General features: G+C 67.6%; 11 protein-coding genes. 4 read left to right on the top strand and 7 right to left on the bottom strand.

The genetic code is table 11. The features are described 5' to 3' along the window. Positions 1–389 (top strand): oxidoreductase C-terminal domain-containing protein (locus AB4Z00_RS22100; protein WP_442047265.1); only part of this gene is annotated, 389 nt, incomplete at its 5' end. 12 nt (positions 390–401) lie between these two features. Here AB4Z00_RS22100 and AB4Z00_RS22105 read toward each other — a convergent pair. Further along, positions 402–2,120, bottom strand: coding sequence for a peptidase M61 (locus AB4Z00_RS22105; RefSeq protein ID WP_442047266.1), 1,719 nt, complete (start codon positions 2,118–2,120; stop codon positions 402–404). A 115-nt stretch (positions 2,121–2,235) separates the two neighbouring features. Continuing rightward, a complete protein-coding gene (locus AB4Z00_RS22110; protein WP_243654400.1) occupies positions 2,236–2,715 on the bottom strand; it encodes an Lrp/AsnC family transcriptional regulator in 480 nt (159 codons plus the stop codon). Between the two features lie 145 nt (positions 2,716–2,860). Here AB4Z00_RS22110 and AB4Z00_RS22115 point away from each other — a divergent pair, with 145 nt between their 5' ends. Further along, positions 2,861–3,841: an ornithine cyclodeaminase family protein gene (locus AB4Z00_RS22115; protein ID WP_442047267.1), complete on the top strand. Its 981-nt coding sequence runs from the start codon at positions 2,861–2,863 to the stop codon at positions 3,839–3,841. Further along, a complete protein-coding gene (locus AB4Z00_RS22120) occupies positions 3,838–5,928 on the top strand; it encodes an amidohydrolase family protein (RefSeq protein WP_442047268.1) in 2,091 nt (696 codons plus the stop codon). The genes AB4Z00_RS22115 and AB4Z00_RS22120 overlap by 4 nt, the downstream gene beginning before the upstream one ends. 52 nt (positions 5,929–5,980) lie before the next feature. On the opposite strand, the gene AB4Z00_RS22125 is transcribed toward AB4Z00_RS22120, so the two are convergent. The 5 genes from AB4Z00_RS22125 to AB4Z00_RS22145 all read right to left on the bottom strand — a co-directional run bounded on the left by AB4Z00_RS22125 (position 5,981) and on the right by AB4Z00_RS22145 (position 14,712). Then, positions 5,981–7,276: an APC family permease gene (locus AB4Z00_RS22125; RefSeq protein ID WP_442047269.1), complete on the bottom strand. Its 1,296-nt coding sequence runs from the start codon at positions 7,274–7,276 to the stop codon at positions 5,981–5,983. After that, positions 7,273–8,808 carry a S10 family serine carboxypeptidase-like protein gene (locus AB4Z00_RS22130; protein ID WP_442047270.1) on the bottom strand — a complete coding sequence of 512 codons (1,536 nt, stop codon included), beginning with the start codon at positions 8,806–8,808 and terminating at the stop codon, positions 7,273–7,275. Before AB4Z00_RS22130 ends, AB4Z00_RS22125 begins: the two co-directional genes overlap by 4 nt. Next, positions 8,805–9,974, bottom strand: a complete 1,170-nt coding sequence (locus AB4Z00_RS22135) for a pyridoxal phosphate-dependent aminotransferase (protein ID WP_442047271.1) — start codon at positions 9,972–9,974, stop codon at positions 8,805–8,807. The genes AB4Z00_RS22130 and AB4Z00_RS22135 overlap by 4 nt, the downstream gene beginning before the upstream one ends. A gap of 85 nt (positions 9,975–10,059) precedes the next feature. Next, positions 10,060–13,068: a TonB-dependent receptor domain-containing protein gene (locus tag AB4Z00_RS22140; RefSeq protein ID WP_442047272.1), complete on the bottom strand. Its 3,009-nt coding sequence runs from the start codon at positions 13,066–13,068 to the stop codon at positions 10,060–10,062. Between the two features lie 150 nt (positions 13,069–13,218). Then, positions 13,219–14,712, bottom strand: a complete 1,494-nt coding sequence (locus tag AB4Z00_RS22145) for a S10 family serine carboxypeptidase-like protein (protein WP_442047273.1) — start codon at positions 14,710–14,712, stop codon at positions 13,219–13,221. Between the two features lie 174 nt (positions 14,713–14,886). On the opposite strand from AB4Z00_RS22145, the gene AB4Z00_RS22150 reads away from it, so the two are divergent. Beyond that, positions 14,887–16,155 (top strand): aminotransferase class V-fold PLP-dependent enzyme, encoded by a 1,269-nt coding sequence (locus AB4Z00_RS22150; protein WP_132268886.1) that lies wholly within the window; start codon positions 14,887–14,889, stop codon positions 16,153–16,155. The last annotated feature ends 8 nt before the right edge of the window (positions 16,156–16,163 follow it).

The following is a 16,163-nucleotide window of genomic DNA, read 5'->3' on the forward strand; positions in this document are numbered from 1 at the left end:
CTTTCGCCTGCGACTTCGCGGGCGGCACGGTGATGCGCGTGGAATCGGTGCAGAACGCCAACGACATGGCGACGTGCGTGGCCAAGGCGATCTGCGGCGATGCCAAGCCCTACAAGGCGTTCCCGTGGTTCTGGTCCAACCAGTACGACCTGCGGCTGCAGACGGCAGGCATCAACCTGGGCTTCGACCAGACCGTGATCCGCGGCAATCCCGAGGACCGCAGCTTCTCGGTGATCTACCTCAAGGAAGGCAAGGTCCTGGCGCTCGACTGCGTGAACGCGGTGAAGGACTACGTCCAGGGCCGCAAGCTGGTGGAAGCGGGCGCCAAACCCGATCTCGCGGCGCTGGCCGACAAGGAAAAGCCGCTCAAGGAACTGCTCGCCGGGTGAACGCCGCCGGGGCTACCGGGCGGCGCAGTCGGTGCCTGCCCGGGCCTGCCACTGGTAGGTGCCGGGCACCGTTACGCCGCGCGGCAGGTAGGCGATGCGCAGCTGCTGCCCGCCGCGCTCGACCTCCAGCGTGACTTCGGCTTTCTGGTCGCCCTGGAGAGCATCCTGCGGGAAGCGGTTGAGAATGCGGTCGCCATTGCGCAATCCCGCCGCTTCGGCGTTGGAACCTGGCTTGAGCCCCGCTACGATCCGGTCCTTGGCGACGAGGATCAGCGGATCGAAGCCGAGATCGAAGCGCTTCATCGGGCGCGTCACGCGTTCGAAGCAGGGACCGAAGGCATCGGAAGGCGGCAAAACCGTGCCGCCTGCCAGCATGGCGTCGAAATCGGCCAGCCCCCGCGCGCCGAGTTCCTGGCCGAGCAGTCTCTTCCAGAGCGCCAGGTCCATCGGCCGGCCTGCGCGCCGCTCTGCCAGCATGTGGCGGACGAGATCGTCCAGCGAGCGCTTGCCCTGCGAGGCGGCGCGGATCTGCGCGTCCACCGAGGCGAAATAGAGCGAGCCGCGATCGTAAGGCAGCACGCGGATGCGCGTATCCTTCCAGAAGCCTTCGGCGATCTGCGCGTTCGGCGTGGCGATCAGGGCATTGGTGTAATAGCGGCCCGCCGTGGAGTTGAGATCGTCGAGGAAGGCTTGCGAAGAGATCAGCCCCGCGCGGAAGGGCAGGATGCGCTGGTAGTGGACGGCCAGCCCTTCGCCGAACCAGGAAAGCCCCAGCCCGCCGGGCGCATCCATGGAATCGCCGAGCGAATTGATCCAGGCGTGGACCATCTCGTGCGCCAGCAGGCTTTCGAGATCGTCGATCGGGGTCTTTTCGCTGAACGTGAAGGCGAAGCTGTCGGTCAGGCCGATGCCGCTGCCGGGATTGACGTGGTTGGTCCGCGCGAAGACGCCGAAGCTGGCCGGGCGCTGGTCGAAGAACGTGCCGTAGAAGGCCTGGAGCCGGGCGGCCCAGTCCATCAGGTCCGGTCCGTTGAAGCCGAAACGGCCCTGCCAGGTGCCGAAGAACGTGCCCTTGGCATATGTGCCGACCTGCCCGGCCATGTAGTAGCCGCCGGCGATCTGGTCCGACCGCAGGGGATGGCTGCTGCGGCTGTCGCCCACGCCGATGCTGGAAACGCCGCGCGCGTCCTTGCCGGCGCGCGCGAGGTCCCAGTGCACGACGAGGTCGCGCGGCAGGGTGTCGGCAGGGAGGACGAGGAAGGCGTTGCCCGCGCCGGACAGGCCGCCGTCGCTGGCGCGCAGTTCGTACTGCGGCTTGGCCTGTTCCGGCTGCGCGGGATCGATCGCCAGCCGGTAGGAGACGGTGACGGCACCCTCGACCGGGCGCAGCGGTTTCCACGTCCGGTCCCGGTTGTCGCCGTCCCTGGCCGCGTCCCGCGCTTCCACGGGCAGGGCGCCCTTCGCATCTGAAAAGGCCAGCGCTTCCATGTGGCCGGCAGACGTCTCGACGGTGTTCGCGGTGAGGGCGATCGCGGCCAGGGCATCGCCTTGCGGCGGGGCTTCGAAACGGATCGCGACATCCATGCGGGTAAGCGCGCCCCGGGGATCGGCGACGGGCGCGAGGGTAATCGAGAGATCGGGCGCATCGTCTGCCCGCGCCGCCGCGAAAGGCGCCGATGCGATGAGGACGGCGGGAAGCGCGGCGATGAAGGCGATGCGATGCAAGGTCATGGCACGAGGCTAACAGTCCGTTCCGAAGGATAATGTGCAAAGAGCATGGCGCCGGCCCGCCGGCGCGCATGAAATATGCTCGTCGCTGCGATCGGCGGCGGGCTCCGCCTTGCGGTCAGCCCGGCAGCGAGGGCAGCGGCAGCCGGTGCGTGCACTTAAGTTCGGACAGGGTGGCGGTGGAACGCACATCTTCCACGCCGGGCAGGCGCAGCAGCGTGCGGAACGTGAAGTTCTGGTACCAGGCGATGTTCGGCGCAAGGACCTTGAGCATCACGTCCATCTCCCCGAACAGCGTGTAGGCTTCCAGGATTTCCGGGGTGGCTTCCACCGCGTGGACGAAGCGGTCGCGGTCCTCGTCGGACAGGCGGGACATCTTGAGCTGGGCGAAGATGAACATGCTCTCGCCGAACTTCTCGCGGTCGAGAACGGCCACGGTATGGCGCACGTAGCCTTCTTCCTTCAGTCGCTGCATCCGGCGCCAGCAGGGCGATTGCGACAGCCCCACGCGGTCGGCGATTTCGCTGGAGGATTCCGAGGCGTCGATCTGGAGGCGATCGAGGATCTTCATGTCGAGCCGGTCAAGTTCGGCGGGCAAGATTATGCTCCCTGTTATGGTTTGTTGGTTTGAACATGCCACGCAAACCGGATCGAGCGCAATAAAGGCGGAGATATTTCCAGGCACGGCGCTATCACTGATGCTCGACGCAAACCGATAATCGGCAACAGGGACGGGTCATTCTATGAAACGAGGCGAACTGGCGATCTTCGATGCGGAGGACGTGCGCGCGCTGCTCGACTATCCCTCTTGCATCGCGGTTGTTCGAGAGGCGATGAAGGCGCTGTCGCTGGGAGAAACCCGCCAGTTGCTGCGCACCATGATCCACATGGGAGAAGGGCGGACTTTCGGGCTGATGCCGGGGGCGCTGTCCGAACAGGGGATGTTCGGCGCCAAGCTCATCAGCGTCTTCGCGGAGCCCGACAATCCCGGCGTGCGCCGCCATCGCGGGGTGGTGACGCTGTTCGAACCCGTGGAAGGCCGCCCCGTCTGCGTGGCCGATGCCGAGGAGATCACGCATATCCGCACGGCCGCCGCCACCGCCGTCGCCACGGCGGCGCTGGCGCGGGACGATGCCGAAGTGCTGTTGCTGATGGGCACGGGCGGGCAGGTCCATTCGCACCTCGAAGCCCTGCCGTTGGTCCACCGCTTTTCGCGCATCCTGATCTGGGGACGCGATCCGGCCAGGGCGCAGGACGTGGTCGACGCCTGGAAGGACCGCCTGCCGGTGGAAGTGGCGCTGGACGCGCAAGCGGCGGCGGGCGAGGCGGACGTCATCTGCACGCTCACCGGTGCGCGCCAGCCGATCCTGCTGGGCGCCTGGCTGCGACCGGGCACGCACGTCAACGTCGTCGGCTCCAGCGGACCGGGGCCGGTGGAAGTGGACAATGCGCTGGTCGTCGCCTCTCGCTTCATTGCCGACAGCAAGGCCTCCGCCCGCGATGCCGCCGCCGAGTTCCTGGTGGCGATAGAAGCCGGCTTGGTGGACGACGCGCATATTGTCGCAGAGATCGGCGAAGTCTTGCTGGGCCAGGTGGCCGGGCGCCGCAACGCCGAGGACATCACCGTCTACAAGTCGCTCGGCCATGCGGTGCAGGACCTGGCATCAGCCGCCCATCTCTACGAAGCACACAGCCACAAGATCCACGGAACCCAGAACCGATGACGATGAGACCGACCGCCGGCCTGCGCTGGCTAGCCTGTTCCGCCCTGGCGCTTTCGGCCGCCGCGCTCCATGCAGAGACCCAGCGCTTCGCGGTGATCGACAATGGCGAGAACGTCGGCCATGTCCTGGCCGATATCGAGGGCGATACCGTCTCGATCGACCACGACGTCAAGAGCAACGGCCGCGGCCCGACGATGCACGAGACGATCGTGCTGGGCGCCCAGGGGCTGCCCACGAGCTGGACCCTGCAGGGCACGTCGACGTTCGGCAACAAGGTGGACGAGCAGTTCACGGCCAAAGGCAAGCGGCTGTCCTGGGTCGACACCACCGGCAAGGGCGCGATGGCGGCCAGGGTGCCCACGCTCTACGTCGCGCAGGAGGGCAGCCCGTTCTCGCTCGGCCTCTATGCCCGCGCGTTGCTGGCCGATGCCGACCATGTGCTCGCGGCGGCACCGGGGGGAACGCTCTCGCTGGAGGAAGAAGCGCCGGTCACGCTGGGCGGCACGGCCTATCGCGCGTTCCTGGTCAAGGGCATCGGCCTGACACCCAGCGCGATCCTGCTCGACGACAAGGGCGCGCTCGTCGCGGCCTATTCGCCCACGAATGCCACGGTGCGCGAGGACCTTTCCTCGTTCGCCGGGGAATTGGCGAAGATCGCCGCCGTGCGTTCGGCCGAGCGCTTCGCCGCGATCCAGAAGAAGGTCGCGCACACGTTTACCGCACCGATCCGCATCCGCGACGTGCGCGTCTTCGACCCGGCGAGCGGCAAGATCGGCGATCCGGTCTCGGTGGTGGTCTTCGGGGATCGCATCGCCTCGGTGGAGCCGCTGGACAGCCCTGCCTCACCCGGCGAGGCGACCGTCGAGGGTGCCGGCCGCGTGGTCATTCCCGGCCTGCACGACATGCATGCCCACGTCTCGCTGCAGTCCGCCCTGCTCTACATCGCCTCGGGCGTGACCAGCGTGCGCGACATGGGCAACGAGAACGCCTTCCTGATCGACCTGACGCACCGCATCGATGCGGGCGAAGTGGCCGGGCCGCGCATCGTGCGCAACGGCTTCTTGGAAGGACGCAGCCCCTACAGCTCGCGCAACGGCTTCATCGCGGGCAGCGAGGCGGAGGCGCTGGACGCGGTGCGCTGGTACGGCGCGCGCGGCTATTGGCAGGTGAAGATCTACAACAGCTTCAATCCCGAATGGGTGCCCGGCGTGGTCCGGGAAGCGAAGCGCCTGGGCATGGGCGTGACCGGGCACATCCCGGCCTTCACCAATGCCGATGCCATGATCGCGGCGGGCTATGACGAAGTGACCCATATCAACCAGCTCATGCTGGGCTGGGTGCTCGATCCCAAGGAAGACACCCGCACGCCGCTGCGCCTCACGGCCATGCGCCGGACGGCGGGGCTGGACCTTGCCTCTCCGCGCGTCGCCGCCACGCTCGATACGATGCAGGCGAAGCACATCGCGCTCGATCCCACGGCGGTGACGCTGGAACTGCTGATGATGAGCCGCGATGGCAGGATCAGCCCGGCGGTGGCGGGGTATTTCGATCACTTGCCGGTGGGCGTGCAGCGCAATCGCCGCCAGGGCATCGCCCCGATCAACACGCCCGAGGATGCCGCCGGTTACGACGGCGCCTTCGTGACGATCAAGGCGCTGCTGCTGGACATGTACAAGCGCGGCATCACGCTCCTGCCCGGAACCGACGACGGCACCGGCCTGTCGGTCCACCGCGAATTGCAGATCTATGCCGAGGCCGGGCTGCCCGCAGCCGAAGTGCTGAAGATCGGCACGCTTGGCCCCGAGCGCTACATGCACCGCGACCAGTCCTACGGCTCGGTCGAGAAGGGCAAGTATGCCGACTTCGTGCTGCTGGACGGCAATCCGCTGGAAGACCTGTCGGCGATCCACCGCATGGCGATGGTGGTGAAGGGCGGGACGGTCTACTTCCCCTCGGAAATCTGGCGCGAGGTGGGGGTGAAGCCCTTTGCCGAGGCGCCCCGGATCGTAGCGCCCGTGGCCGAGGCGAAGCCGGTGGCGCTGACCAATGGATCGGGCGCCGAAGCCCACGAGGACCTCGCGTTCTGAGCCGGTAGAGGGCGCCGGGCAGGGGGCGATCGGCCGCCTGCCCGCGCCTTCCTCAACGTCCCCGGCGGGCGAAATACCAGATCGCGCCGATGCCGCCCCAGACCAGCAGCAGCACGTAGGGCCGCCAGTCCGCCTCAAGGCCCACGGCGATCAGGCCGAGCGCGCAGACCGCGCCGGCCAGGCCCAGGACCACCATGGTCCGGCGCGCCGGCCTGAAGCCCGCGCCTTCGTGAAGCTGCGGGTGGCCATGGGCGACGCGGGCGGCGGAAAGGCAGATGCTGCCGTATTTCACCAGGTTCGGGATGTTCACGGCCAGGAACAGGAACGTCAGCTCCATCGGCATCAGCAGCCCCACGCAGCCGATGCCGAAGACGGCGAACAGGGCCATGTGCGGAACGTGCGAGCGGGGATGCACGCGGGCGATGATCCGCGGCAGCACGCCCGCCTCGGCCATGGCGAAGAGGCTGCGGCTGAACATCGTGAAGATCGCGTTGAGGCTGGTGCCGATCGCGGCGACGGCGGCCAGCATGATGACAGGCACGGCCAGGGGCCCCATGAAGCGTTTGGCCGTGTCGAGGATCGGCGCCTCGCTGCCGGCCAGGGCTTCCGGCCCGAGGACGGTGAGCGCCACGAAGGCGACGGCCACGTAGAGCACCGTGGCCGAGCCGATGGCGAGCGCGATGCCGGCCGGGATGTTGCGCCGGCTGTTCGCCACTTCGCCGCCGGCTTCGGTCGCGGCTTCGATACCGAAGAACAGGCCCATCAGCAGCGGCGCGGCGGCGAGCGCGCCGTGGAAGCCCTTTGGCAGGAACGGTTCCAGCCGCGCCGGTTCCGACGCGGTGAAGCCGCCCCAGGCCACGAACAGGCCGAACAGCACGATCAGTGCCGCCACCATGGCCGTCTGCGCGCGGGCGGCGACATGGACGCCCACGAGGTTCGCCAGCAGCGCCAATACCAGCACCGCGAACATCGTCGGCTTGACCGGCAGCGGCACCAGCATCGAGACATAGCGCACCAGCACCAGCGCCAGCACGACCATGGCGCCCATGTTGGCGATGATGCGCATCCAGGCGATGAAGAAGCCCAGGGTGGGATGAAGATAGCGGGAAGGCCATACGAAGCTGGCGCCCGATACCGGATCGGCCGATCCGAGATAGGCATAGCTGATGGCGATCAGGTACATCGGCAGCGCCGCGATCACGACCGAGAGCAGCATGCCCGGCCCGGCCAGCCCGGTGGCGGGGGATACGGCGGAGAAGATCGACACGCCCACCGCCGTCCCCAGGCCGAGCGAGACGACGCCCCAGAGACCGATGCCCTTGCGCAGGGCCTGTTCCGCGTCGCTCACTTGCGCGCCCCCCGGCAGCCGTCGGCCGCGATGAATTCGGCAAGGTCGGACTGGAACCGCGCACGGCTGCCGTCATCGGAGTAGAAGACGTGGCCACCGACGTAGCGGGCGTTGCGATAACGCTCGCGGGGCAGGCTGGACTGCGCGAAGAGGTAGTCGGCCGCGCCGATGGTGGTGGTGGTGTCGTAGATCCCGGTGCCGACGAACAGGCGCAGGCAGGCGTTGCTGGCGGCGTGGCGCTCCACGGTGGCCATGAACGGCCAGTCCGCGAAAGGCGAATCCTCGGCGCCGTAGCTCCAGCTTCCCTCGAAGCGCGCGATCACCTTGTAGGCATCGGCGCCCGGCGCCTTGAGCGTGCCGGCCAGATAGTCCTTCATCGCCTGGCCGAAAGCCTCGGAGATCGACGAGGACGGATCGCCGGGCATCATCGTCGTGACGTTGTCGGGCCGGTCGGCCAGGTAGCGCGCGTCGTAGCGGCCCATGACCTTGCCTTGCGCGCGCAGGAGTTCGACGCGGAAGCGCTCCTTGGAGATGCGCAAGTCGTTGGCGAGGTAGAACCCGGCGGGAATGCCGGTGAGTTCGGCCAGCCGCGCGGCCAGGCGTTCACGCTCGGCCTGCGGCAGGTCGCGGCCAAGGTAGAGCGCGGGCAGGTATTCCTCGCGGGCGAAGCGGGCGGCCTGCGCCGTCACGCTTTCGGGCGTGCAGGGGGCCTTCACCATGCCGTGATAGCAGGCGATGGCGGCCAGCGTCGGCAGCGACACTGCATACGTCACCACGTTGTCGGGCCGCTGCGAAGTCTCGATCATGTTGAGCGCCTGGCCCAGCAGGACCACCCCGCGCACGTTCTTCCCAAGGCCCTGCCGGTCCAGCGCATCGAGCATAGCTACGGCGCGGATCGTGCCGTAGCTCTCGCCCAGGATATAGACGGGTGCGCCCAGGCGGTCATGGCCGCGCAGCCATTGCCGCACGAGGTCGGTGGCGGCGTTGGCATCGCCCTCCACGGTGTTGTAGGGCGCCGCGGCTGCCCCTTCCGGGCGGCTGGAAAAGCCGGTTCCGGGCGGATCGATGAACACTACGTCGGCGAGGTCGTAGAGCTTTGCGGGGCCGGGGCCGCTGCCGCCGGGGCGGGCATCGCGGCTCGCCGGGTCCTGCGGGACATGGGCGAGCACGGGACCGAGCAGCCCCATGTGCAGATAGGCGGCAGAGGCGCCGGGGCCGCCGTTGAAGGCGAAGATCACCGGCCTCTCGGCCGAACGGGCGACCTTGCGCGAATAGGAGAGGTAGCCGGCCGTGGCCGGGGAACTGTCCGCGCCGGCTGAAACAGGGACAAGTCCCAGCTCGGCGCGGACAGGATGCGCGGGATCGGGTTGCGATACCCGCGCATCGATGAGGACCCGTTCGGCCGGCGGCGCTGCCGCGAGCGTCGGAAGGGGTCCGGCAGACGCCGCTGACAGTGCGATCCCCGTCAGCACCGAAAGGCGCAGCGGAGACTTCTTTTTGCGACCGAAGGGCTGCGGCGGCGTGAACTTCATGGCGTTTCCAGCTGCTTGTTATGTTCCCGATAGGTGATGAGGCCGTCGGTCAGGGCCTGAAGCCCGTAATCGAGGCGCGACGGCTCCATGGCGAAGCCGAGGCGGACATGTCCGGGCGCGCCGAAATATTCCCCCGGCGCCACCAGTACGCCGCAGCGATCGGAAAGCCAGCCGGAGAAGCGCTCGGTATCCCCGATCCCGACAAGCCGGGGGAAGGCGATGCAGCCGCTTTCCGGCAGTTCGCCCTCGGCCAGGCCCTCGGCCAGCCAGTAGGCATGGTAGGATTCGATGATCGGCCGCGCCTTGGCCAGCACGGAGAACGTATTGTCCAGAAAGCGCGCGGGATGCTCGACGATGAGCGCCGATACTGCGTGGGCGAGGTTCGAGATCGCGAAGTCCACTTCCTGCGCCAGTTCGCGCACGGGATTGACCACGCTCTCGTCTCCGACGATCCAGCCGCAGCGCAAGGTGCTGAGACCGAAGATCTTCGTCAGGCTGTTGACCGAGACCAGCCGCGGCGAGGCATCGAGCGAGGCGGCCGGGCGGATCCGCGTTCCGGCGTAAGGCGCGTAGACTTCATCCACCACGACGAGGAGGTCGTGCCGCTCGGCGATCTCTCCCAGCGCGGCGATCGTGGCATCGTCCACCGCCATGCCCGAAGGGTTGTGCAGGTTGGAGATCACGATCATCCGCGTCTCCGGTCGCAGGCCGGCCTCGACCGCGCCCGGATCGATGGCGAAGCGCGGTGCCGGGCGCTCGAAGGTGTCCACTGCGATGCCGCTGGCCTGCGCCAGGTTGCCGAACAGTTCGAAGCTGGGGTTCTCCACCAGCACGCGGTCGCCCGGCGAAAGCAGCGCGCGGTAGATCAGGGACAGCGCCCCCGTGGCGCCGGTGGTCGTCAGCACCTGCTCCTCGCGCACGCCGTAGTCCCGCGCCAGCGCGGCCACGAGGTAGGGATTGCCCTTCACGAAAGTGCTGGCGTAGCGCGAGGTCATGCCCGCCTCGAAGCCTTCGAGCAGCACGTCGCGCAGCAGGTCGCGCGGCTCGGGGACCGAGCTTTCGAACAGGCTGACGAGGAGGCTGCGGGAATTGCTGTTCCGGATGATCGAGCGCCTGACCCATTGGGCGTAGGACTGCGAAGTCTGGTCGTCTGGGCGGGAAGCCATTGTCTCGTATCTGCCGGGTAATGCCGAGTGCGTCGGGTGGCGGCGGCGCCGGGAAGGGAATGTTTCCCGGCGCCGCCGGAACCCGTCACATCTTCAGCTTGGCGCCGATCCAGAATCGGCGGCCGAGGATGTCGCCATAGGCGATCTGCGGGTAGGAAGGCGCTTCGTCGGTGAAGTTGTCGATGCCGGCGCGGAAGGTGATCGCGCCCGCTTCGACTTGCGCCGAGATCGAGTGCGTCAGGTTGCTGTCCAGCATCGGGTTGGGGTTGGTTTCGATCGTGGCGTCATAGGCGGCACGGGTCTTGTCGAGGTAGTAGGCCTGGTAGCTCACCCGCACCGGACCCCTGGTCCAGTCCAGGTTGAAGCGGCCTTCCCAGGTGGGCTTCTCGTACGTGTTGTCGGTGCGGATATAGTTTTCGCCGGTGACAGAGGTGGTCAGCAGCGTGTTGTGCGTGGCGTTGACGCCGACGTGGAAGGCGCCGATCCGGCCGGGCTCGAAGGTGTAGTCGATGGCGTAGACTTCGCCGCGATACTTGACGACGCCGGCGTTGAAGGTGGTGGTGGTGCCGGCCAGGATCGTGCCGCCCGGGCTCACGCCGTCCGAGGCGGCAATGCGCGAGAACGCGTTGCAGACCGCCGGATCGGGGTTGGTGTTGTCATAGCAGGCGGCCGTGAAGTCCTCGGTGGTGAAGGCCGAGAGACCGTCCTTGAGGTCGATCTCGATGCGGTCCGCACTGATCGTCAGGCCGGGAATGAACTTGGGCTGGAGCACGATACCGTACGTGAAGGTATCCGAGATCTCGTTGCGCAGGTTCGGGTTGCCGCCCGTGGTGATGGTGGCGCGCTCGAAGTTCTCGGCCGGGTCCTGGAACCGGGCGAGGCGTTCGGCCGGGCTGAGACCCGCATTGGTGCCGTCGGCCTCCACGCCGTAGTTCGCGTTCGCGGTGAAGGCGGCCAGGCAGTTGGCGTAGCGTACCGAAGGGTTGGCGCCGCTGTTGATGCGGTCTGCATCGCAGGGGTCGTAGCCCACCGAACCGAGCGAGGTCGTCGTCGGCGCGAACAGCATCGCCAGGGTGGGCGCGCGGAAGTTGCGGCTGCGGCTGACGCGCAGGGTCACGCCGTCCACCGGCTGCCAGCGCAGGCCGAGATCCCAGACCTGCTCCTTGCCGGCGATCGAGTTGTCGACCAGGCGGCCCGCCGCGCTGGCTTCCAGCATGTGCACGATCGGCACGTTCATCGCGCTGTCGATCAGCGGGATCAGCAGTTCGCCGGAGAGTTCGTCGGTATTGTACCCGGCCGACTGCGCCATCTCCAGCGTGCCGCCGCCGAACAGGCCCTGCTGGTTGGCGGCGAGCGGGTTGTAGGAAACCTGCTCGTCGCGGTGCTCGTAGGCCAGGCTGAACTTCACCGTGCCGCCCGGCAGGCGGACCACGTCACCGCCGAGCGTGGCGAGGATGTCGGTCTGTTCGTTGCGATAGTCCAGTCCGGCGCGCACGCTTACGTACTTCTGCGCGGCCTTGGAGACATTACCGTTGCCGAAGGGGTTGATCGGCGCGCAGGCCGCGTCGTCGTTAGTGGCATCGGCATCGGCGTTGATGCCGCAGACGATCTGGCCGCCCGAGAGCACCGCGTCGATGGCGTTCGCGTATTTGGCGTTGTCCACTTCCCAGCGGCGCTGCGAACCGTCGACCCGGGCATAGCTGCCGGAAACCGACCAGTAGAAGTTGCGGCTTCCGGCCGAGAATTCACCGTCCACGCCGAGCAGGGCGCGATAGGTGTCGGTCTTGTAGCGCTGGAGATTGTCCGGCGTCAGGTCCTGGAAATACTTGGACAGGAACAGCGGCGCACCGGCCGCGAAGGCCGGGCGGGCGGCGGAAAGCGCGGCCTTGGCCTGGTCGGTCAGGTAGGGGTTGTCGATCGTGAAGACCACCGGCCCCGCGTAAGTGCCGAAGTTCAGGATCGTGCGGCTCTGGCCCTGCGGGATCTCGGTGCCTTCGGTACGGGCATAGAGCAGTTCGGTGCGCAGGGTGATCGCGTCGGTCAGGTCGTAGTGCGCGATCAGGTTGCCGGTGAAGCGCTGGACGCCGGTGCGCAGCCCCGCCAGGTCGCGATAAGCGAAGCCCTGTCCGCCGCTGGAGAAGGGAATGCCCACGCTGGTACCGGGATCGTAGGGCACCACGTTGCCGCTGGAATCGAACTGCAGCGGCGTGCCGTTCGACTGGGTCAGGAAGCGCGTGAAGGGGGCGGGCGTGTTGAACAGCACGCCGTTCGAGTTGAATTCCCAGAAGTGGGCGTCGAGCAGTTCCTTGACCGAGGGAATGCCGTCGCTGGGGCCGGTATCGTCCGGGTTGCTCACCGTCAGGCGGCCCAGCGCCGAAAGCGGGCGCGCGGCGAACATCAGCGTAGGCGACTGGGCATAGTTCAGGTCGATGGCGACATTGCCGCGCCCGTCCGCGAAGTTCTTGCCCGCCGTGCCGCGCAGGCTGTAGGTGTGATAGTCCCCGCGCGAGGAAATGCCGTTCTGGCCGTCGAGTTCGAGGCCTTCGAAGCTTTCCTTCAGCACGTAGTTGACCACGCCGGCGATGGCGTCCGATCCATAGACCGCCGCGCCGCCGCCCTGCACCACTTCCACCCGGTCCAGCAAGCCGAGCGGGATGATGTTGGCGTCCACCTGGGCATCGCCCAGGCCCGAGGAGCTGGTCACCATGCGGCGGCCGTTGAGCAGGGTCAGCGTGCGCCCGGCGCCCAGGCCGAAGAGGTTGGGGAACTGCTGGCCCGAACCGCTGCCTTCGCCGCTGCCGTCGGCCTGGTTGAGCATGGGGCTGTTCGAAGTGAGCTGGTTCAGCGCCTCCGAGGCGCTGATATAGCCGCGATCCGCGATCGTCTGGCTGTCCACGACATTGAGCGGGGCGGTCTCGTCCGAGGCGTCGCGGCGAATGCGCGATCCGGTGACGACGATGTCCACGGCGGAGGCGCTGTCGTCGGCAGCCGGCGCGAGGTCCTGCGCGAAGGCCGGGGCGGCGAACAGCGCGGCGACGGCGGTGGAAACCATGAGCGCCGCCAGGCCGGCCCTCTCCATGCGTGACTGGATCATCGAACTACCCCTCATGTGCTCTATGCGTTTTTAATCCCTGAGCGAGAGACTAGCGCAGGCGGGCAGCGAGGGGGTTGCGTTGTGCGATGCGCGGGTGAGGCTGTTTGAATTGAAATTTCGCACCGAAGCGGAATCGCGAAATTTCTAGCCTCACTTTGGCGCGGGTTGTGAATTGCGGAAGAAGGCGGACAAGTCGCTGGCGAATTGCACGGCCTCTGCGGGCTCCTCGTACATCATGTGGCCGCCGCGATAGCAGTGCGCCGTGATCCGCTCCGCCAGGGCGGCGGGAAAATCGGCGGCGGCCTGCCGGTTGGCGGCGCAGCCGTTAAGCGAATCGTAAAGGCCGGTCGCCACCAGGACCCGCATGGCAGGCGCCTTCTCCAGAGCGCGCTGGACCCAGGGCTGCGATGCGCTGGGCGGGCCTTCGCCGGCCATCGCGCGGGCGAGCGATTCTTTGGTGATGGGCGATTGGTCGTATTGCCAGTCGTTGCCTACCGGCAGCTCCGGAATGTCGATCCCGGCGTATTGGCCCTGCCGATAGCCCAGTGTCTGGCGGTAGAAGGCCAGGATCGCGGCATCGCCGGCCTTCTCGTCGGCTTTGTCGTCGGCCGGCGGCGCGGTGCGGCGCATGTCGAAGATGCCCAGCGTCTTGCCCCCCGATGCCAGCAGCCTGGTGCGAAAGTCCCGCGGCGATACCCAGAGCGTCTTCGCGTCGATCGCGGCCGGTGCAAGTCCGGTATAGCGCGCCAGGCCGGCCACCACGCGGGCGCGGTCTCCGGGGGCATCGGGATGGGCCAGGGCGGGATACCAGACCTCCCGCGCCCATTGCTCGGCAGCGGCAAGGGTCTTGGCCGGCTTTGCCGCCAGCGCCGGGTCGAGCTTGCCGAGGGCCAGCGCCGTTGCCGTGCGATTGGGCAGGGTCAGCGCGCGCATCAGCGCCCGGTTGCGTTCCTCGCCCATTGGTATCCCCCCGGAAACGAGCGCGATCCCGGCGACCGGCTGGCCCGCGTCGATCAGGGCTTCCGCCACGCCGGCTGCGCGCCAAGTGCCGAAACTTTCGCCGACGAGATAGACCGGCGCCTTCTCGCGCCCCCGGCTCTTGAGAAAGTTCAGGATGAACGCCGTCGTGGCGGAAAGGTCTCCGGTGGTCGAATAGAGGCTCTTGGCCGCCCGTTCGGAAGCGGCCCGGCTGAAGCCCGTTCCGGCGGGATCGAGAAATACCAGGTCGGCCGCGGCCAGCGGGCTGCCGGGATTATCCGCCAGCGCGGCGCCCCTGTGCGTTCGCGGGCCGAGGGCATGGAACTGCAGCAGGCGCGAATCCGCGCCGGGCCCGCCGTTCCACACGAAGGCGATGGGCCGCGTTTCGGGGCTTGCGGCCTTTGCGAAGTAGGCGGTGTAGAACAAGTCGGCCTGCTTGCCGGTCTGGCGGTCGCCGATCTCCATGGTCCCGGCGCAGGCGGCATAGTCCATGCGGCCGAGCCGGGCCGAGGCACCGGATTCCGCAGGGGTGCAGACGCTGCCCGCGGGTTCGGCATGGGCCGGGATGCTGTTCCCCAGGGCGGGGGCATTGGCCCCCAGTGTGGCGGCGATCAGGGCGGTGAAGATCCGTGCCGGGCGAGGCAGGCGGTTGGGCTTGGCAGGCATCTGGGACCTTTCACGGGGATCAGCTTCCCGCCGACCCTAGCCGAGTTGTGGAGGCAAGTTTATGCGCGAAAGGGGATGGCGCGCGATCACCTTCGGCACGCGTCCTTGACTGCCGATGCAGCAACGCCCGAAATGCGCAATTCTTATGCGCAAGCCTTTGCCTAGGATGCGTAAATGATCCAGCGATCCGATTCGCCCGCCGAAACCGCACTTTCCCGCCGCACCTTGCTGCGCGGCTCGGCGCTCCTGCCGCTGGCCCCGGCGATGGCGGGAGAAGCCCTTGCGGCCGCGCCTGCTGCGGCCGGTTCGCTTTCACGGGCGGGCGACTTCGCGCCCATGGCCAAGGTCTACCTCGATTCCGGCACCATGCATCCGGTGCCCCTGCCGGCCAAGGCATCGGTGGATGCCTATTTCCGGACCCGCACCGAAATGCGCGAGTGGTCCAGCCACGATACCGAAGTCCGCATCAAGTCCGCCTTCGCCCGCCTCATCAACGCGGCCCCGGAAGACCTCGCTTTCGTCCAGAGCACGACCGCGGGAGAGCAATCGATCGTCGATGCGCTCGACCTGCCGGCCGCCAAAGGCAGCGTGGTGACCGATACGCTGCATTTCTTCGGCTCGTTCTGGCTTTACGACCAGCTTGGCAAGCAAGGCGTGGACGTGCGCTGGATCCGGCCGACGGACGGCCGGATCGATCCCGATGCCTACGAGAAGGCGATCGGTCCCGATACGAAGCTGGTCAGCCTCTCGCTCGTCTCCACCTACAACGGCTTCGAGCATGACCTGAAGCGCATTTGCGAGATCGCCCATGCCCGCGGCGCGCTGGTCTATGCCGACATCATCCATGCGGCGGGCACCGTGCCGATCGACGTCAGGGCCACCGGCGTCGATTTCGCGGCGACGGCCAGCTACAAGTGGCTCATGGGCGATTTCGGGCTGGGCTTTCTCTATGTCCGTCCGGACCGGCTGCCGCGCCTCAAGCGCAAGCGCTTCGGCTACTATCAGCTGGATGGCTTCAACCCGCACGTCTATCCCTACGACCAGCCCGGCGAGACCATCGCCGACATGACGCCGCGCAGCGACGTTGAAGGCCTGTTCGCCATGGGCACGCATTCGCACGCGGTGATGGCCCAGCTCGACTGGTCCCTGGCGAAGCTGCTGGAGCTGGGCGTGGACAATATCATGGCCCATCGCCAGCCCCTGCTGCGCCGCCTGCACGAGGCGCTGCCCGCCAAGGGCTACACGGTCGTCACGCCGCGTGACTGTCGCAGCCCCTTGCTTACATGCGTCCTGCCGGATGCGCACAAGGCGCTGGCCGAGCCGCTGAACCGGGCCGGGGTGGCGATCACGCTCAGCCGCAACCGGTTCCGCATCTGTCCTTCGTGGTTCAACACGATGGACGACATCGAACGCCTGATCGCCGCGCTGCCGGCTTCCTCCTGATCTGGAAC

Origin of the sequence: Novosphingobium sp. YAF33 (assembly GCF_052113265.1) — a bacterium.
GTDB lineage: Bacteria > Pseudomonadota > Alphaproteobacteria > Sphingomonadales > Sphingomonadaceae > Novosphingobium.